Source organism: Brevundimonas sp. (genome assembly GCF_041911375.1).
Lineage (GTDB): Bacteria > Pseudomonadota > Alphaproteobacteria > Caulobacterales > Caulobacteraceae > Brevundimonas.
The window spans coordinates 1-2,734 of record NZ_JAYRPA010000063.1 but is presented as its reverse complement, the minus strand read 5'-3'; the positions used below and the strand labels follow the sequence as shown (position 1 = coordinate 2,734).

The following is a 2,734-nucleotide window of genomic DNA, read 5'->3' as shown; positions in this document are numbered from 1 at the left end:
GCGCCGCCAGGAGAACCACGGGCTCCGCTGGGGGGAGGGGCGCGGGATCGGCGACGGCCGCCGCCGCATCGTCCTCGGCCTCCTGCAAGGGCGCGCGGCCGATCCAGGCGGGAATGGCCGGTTCGATACCGGCGTGCGGCCGGTTGAAGGCGGCCGGACCGCCGGTGAAGCCCTTCCAGCGATAGAAGGTGTGGGCGCCGATATTGGCGACCTTGACCAGGGAGGGGCTCCAATAGGGCGCGACCCAGAGGGTGTGGTAGTGGGTGGCGTTGCCGACCTCGGGGGTCACCGCCCCGCCGAGGGCGGCCAGGGCCACCCGGCGCGCGCGCAACCATGCCCCGGGCTCCGGCGCGCGCGCACGCGCGCCGTCGCAGGTGAAGGTGAACTGGCAGCCCGTGCGCCGTTCCGAGCCCGAATAGACCACCCCGCACACGGTGTTCGGAAAGGCGGGGTGCCGCACGCGATTGAGCACCACCTGGGCCACGGCCGCCTGGCCCAGCGCGCTTTCCGACGCCGCCTCGTAATAGACGGCGGCCGTCAGGCAGTCGATGGCGCGGGCCCGGGAGGCTGCGTCCATCTCTGGCAGCCGGAACGGCGCGGCGGCCGGCAGCGGCTCGGTCGAGACGGGTACGGAGGCGTTGAAGCGATAGGCGTCGTTGGGGGCGAGCCGCTGATAGGTCAGCGGCTGATCGATGCGGATGACGGGCACGCCGTCCTTGAGGGGCGGAGCGGCGTAGGACAAGCCGGGCAGGGGATGGAAGACGTGCTCGAACCGGCCGTTCCAGCGCTCCACCGCGATCATCAGGCTCAGGCCGGTGACGACCGCCAGCCCGACGACCGCCGCCGTGGCGACGATCCGTCGGCGCAGGTCGGCGCCGTAGGCGCTCACCCAGAGGCTGTGGTCGTCCAAGGGGGATGTCTCCGAACGGGACCGGTCGGCGGCCACTCTAGCAAAGGCGGCGCCGGTGCGACATCACACCGTGAGCGGGCGCGTCTCGACGCGGACGCCGTCAGGGTGCCGGCGGGCCTGGAACAGCAGGATGCGATCGGCCTTGAGGCGGACCGCGGAGAGGAGGCCCGTGGCGTAGGCGCCGGTGTCCAGACCGAGGCGGCGCCGATCAAGCCAGACCTCCGGCTCCGGCGTGTGGCCGTGGACCACCAGCCGCTCCGTGGGCCGGGGGTCCTGCAGAAAGGCGTCCCTGATCCACATGAGGTCGTCCGGCTTCTGGTCGGCCAGGGCCACGCCCGGACGCAGGCCGGCGTGAACGAAGAGATAGTCGCCCTCGACGTGGTGCAGGGGCAGCGCCTCTATAAACGCTCGGTGGGCGGGGGGGAGCGCCTCGGCCAGGGCGGCGGCGGTTCGGGCCCAGGCCGTCGGCTCGGCGGTGGGCGGGGGCGGCTCGACGCCGTAGCCGAGCAGCGTCTCGCGCCCGCCAAGGTCCATCCAGGCCGGTCCCAGGGCCGGACTGTCGAGAAATCGCAACAGCATCTCCTCGTGGTTCCCGCGCAGGGCGACCAGGGCGGCGCCCTGGCGCTCGAGACCGCGCCACATCTCCAGGATGCGCTCGATCACGGCGCGCGCCCCGACGCCCCGGTCAATGTAGTCGCCGAGGAGGACCGCGGTCCCCCGGCCCGCTCCGGCGGCGCGCAGATCGGCCTGAATCAACTCGGACAGGCAGGCGAAGAGGTCGTCCTGACCATGGACGTCGCCGACCGCCCAGACGACGGCGCCGTCGGGCGCGCGCGGCGGCGAGCGATCGTCCTGGACGGACGGCCGCGGCGCACCGAGCCCGAACAGCCGGCGCGTCAGAATAGCCGTTCACCGATGCGGATGGTGTCCCCCGGGGCGATCCGCGTTTGGCTGGTCAGGCGGTAGGCCACCTCGCCCGTGGCGTTGGCGCGGCGGATGTAGACCCGTCCGGTATTGGCTCGGTAGGTGAAGCCGCCTGCCGTTGCGACGGCGTTCAGCACGGTGAGGCCGGCCGAATAGGGGTAGGTGCCGGGCGCGCCCACTTCGCCCAAGATGTAGAAGGGGCGATAGGTGAGGATTTCGGCGTTGACGCGGGGATCGAGCAGATAGCCGTCGCGCAGCTTCGCCTCGACGGCGCGCTGGAGCTCGGACACGGTCCGGCCGGCCGCCTCGACCTCGCCGATCAAGGGCAGGGACAGGGCGCCGGCCGAGCTGACCTGGAACTCCCCGGTCAAGGACGGCTCGTTGAACACGGTGACTCGCACCTTGTCGCCGGCGCCCAGCTGATAGGCTTCGGGCACCCAGTCGGGCGCGTCGTCGGTGGCCGGCGCCTCGGCCACGGCGGTGGCGCAGGCGGCGGGCAGGGCGAGCACGGCGGCGAGCGCGAGACGTCTTGTCAGCATGAGGCATTATCCCAACAGTGGGTCTTGGATAGCGCGGGCCGGACCGCCGCGCCAGTGCGGCGGCGCGCCGTTCCCCTCACCAAATTTTAGCGCTTCGCCGGATAGAGCGGACGGGCCGCCGCAGGATGCGCGGCCAGCGCGGAGCCAACGTGGGCCCTTCGGTCGCTCTTGTCGCCCTCCTGGGCACGCTCGCCTTCGGGACGGAGGTCGGCCCCGTGGCGCCGCCCGCGGGGGTGATCGACTTCTGCCGTCGAGAGCCCGAAACCTGCCGTTCGCCCGGTCAGGACGACGCCGCCTTCGCCTTGGCCCTCGCCGGAGCCGAGCAGACCTATTGGCGGGCGGTCGGACGCCGCGCCGCGTT

At 72.6% G+C, this 2,734-nt stretch carries 4 protein-coding genes; 1 reads left to right on the top strand and 3 read right to left on the bottom strand.

Annotated elements, in window-relative coordinates:
* The 3 genes from ACE3PU_RS11040 to ACE3PU_RS11030 form a co-directional block, all read right to left on the bottom strand.
* Positions 1-910, bottom strand: a 910-nt coding sequence (locus tag ACE3PU_RS11040; RefSeq protein WP_374389678.1) for a cell wall hydrolase, incomplete at its 3' end; no start/stop codon positions are given.
* 63 nt (positions 911-973) lie between these two features.
* On the bottom strand, positions 974-1,798 hold the full coding sequence (locus tag ACE3PU_RS11035; RefSeq protein ID WP_374389680.1) for a metallophosphoesterase: 825 nt from the start codon (positions 1,796-1,798) through the stop codon (positions 974-976).
* A gap of 8 nt (positions 1,799-1,806) precedes the next feature.
* Positions 1,807-2,373: a polysaccharide biosynthesis/export family protein gene (locus tag ACE3PU_RS11030; RefSeq protein WP_374389676.1), complete on the bottom strand. Its 567-nt coding sequence runs from the start codon at positions 2,371-2,373 to the stop codon at positions 1,807-1,809.
* A gap of 149 nt (positions 2,374-2,522) precedes the next feature.
* Here ACE3PU_RS11030 and ACE3PU_RS11025 point away from each other — a divergent pair.
* Positions 2,523-2,734 (top strand): hypothetical protein (locus ACE3PU_RS11025; protein WP_374389674.1); only part of this gene is annotated, 212 nt, incomplete at its 3' end.

Coding starts and splice junctions, on each gene's coding strand:
- ACE3PU_RS11030 (WP_374389676.1), bottom strand. CDS start 2,373: ATGCTGACAAGACGTCTCGCGCTCGCCGCCGTGCTCGCCCTGCCCGCC.